Annotated in this window: 2 protein-coding genes; one reads left to right on the forward strand and one right to left on the reverse strand. The window is 36.5% G+C overall.

Features of this window, described 5'->3' with window-relative positions; genetic code table 11:
• The coding region (locus tag V7659_RS20470; RefSeq protein WP_335541835.1) for an aldo/keto reductase at positions 1-472 on the forward strand (472 nt) is incomplete at its 5' end.
• A 70-nt stretch (positions 473-542) separates the two neighbouring features.
• Here the strand turns inward: V7659_RS20470 and V7659_RS20475 are convergent.
• Positions 543-1,304, reverse strand: a complete 762-nt coding sequence (locus tag V7659_RS20475) for an MBL fold metallo-hydrolase (protein ID WP_335541837.1) — start codon at positions 1,302-1,304, stop codon at positions 543-545.
• Between the last annotated feature and the right edge of the window lie 98 nt (positions 1,305-1,402).

Here is a 1,402-nt window from a genome sequence, read left to right on the forward strand (position 1 = left end):
GAAAATCCGGGCAATTGGAGTGAGTAACTTCCATAGTGACCGTCTAGTGGATTTGATCATTCATAATGAGGTCGTTCCTGCCATAAACCAGGTTGAAACGCATCCTTTCTGCCAGCAAATAGAAAGTGCTGCATTTATGCAGGAGAACAATGTTCAAATACAGTCCTGGGGACCATTTGCTGAAGGAAAAAATAACATGTTCCAAAACGAAATTTTAGTATCACTATCCGAAAAGTATAATAAATCAGTTGCACAGGTGATTCTACGATGGTTGACACAAAGAGGAGTTGTTGCGATTCCGAAGTCTGTTCGTAAGGAAAGAATCATCGAAAACTTCAATATCTTTGACTTTGAATTAAGCCAAGGAGATATGGAGAAAATTGCCGCATTAGACACGAAAGAAAGCCTGTTCTTTTCACATAAGTATCCTGAAATGGTGAAATGGATTGGGACCCGTAAACTTGATATCTAATGCGATTTTACTTCTTACTTTTTGAATAAAAAACAGACAGAAAAAATGTTTTTCTGTCTGTTCCGGGTTTTTAAAATGAGAATGATTCCCCGTCATCTGGCACCAGTACATTTGAGGAGATTCCTTTATCATGATTGAAACTTTTCAATTCTACTCTCGATAATGTCCAATGATTAACAGCTTCCATATGAACAGAAATAATTATTGCTTGAGGAGCAGACTTGTAAACTTCATAAATGTCTTCTTTCCCCATAACCAGGGAACCACCTTGCAGGAATTGATTATCTCCACCGTTTACAACAATGATTTCTGGTTTATTTGTTTCGATTACTTCCTGGACCGCTTCATACCAGACTGTATCTCCAGCTACATATAAAGTTTTCTCACTTGAGTGTTTGAAGACAACCCCACACACTAGACCAGCATGTTTTAAAATTTCTCCTCGTCCGTGCTCGCCTTTTGTTTTGATTAATTGGATCCCTTCAAAAACGGTATCATCATGTAGAACTTCTACATTTTGAAAACCATCGTTTCTAACTTTTCCAGCATCCTCTTCATTTTGCACAAACATTTTTATATGTTTTGGCAGTATATCTTTGGCAGCATCATCGTAGTGATCTAAGTGAAGATGAGTTACAATAACAGCATCTACATGGTTAATAATATTGTCAATGGAGGTTGGTAAACTGACTAAAGGATTTTTTTGATCTTGTCTTAATGAATTGGGAAAGGGCGGGTAAGTTCCTTTCTCAGACAGAAATGGATCTATTAAAAACTTCTTCCCTGCATAGTGGACAACGATGGTTGCATTTCGAATTAGTTGTATATTCATATTTTTATGCTCCTTTTCAAGAATGTACATATAGTTTATAATAGGACCGCAATTTACTACATAGATAAAATCAAGTCTTTTTGCGGTTTCACTTGAAT

The organism is Neobacillus drentensis (assembly GCF_036966985.1).
GTDB lineage: Bacteria > Bacillota > Bacilli > Bacillales > Cytobacillaceae > Neobacillus > Neobacillus drentensis_E.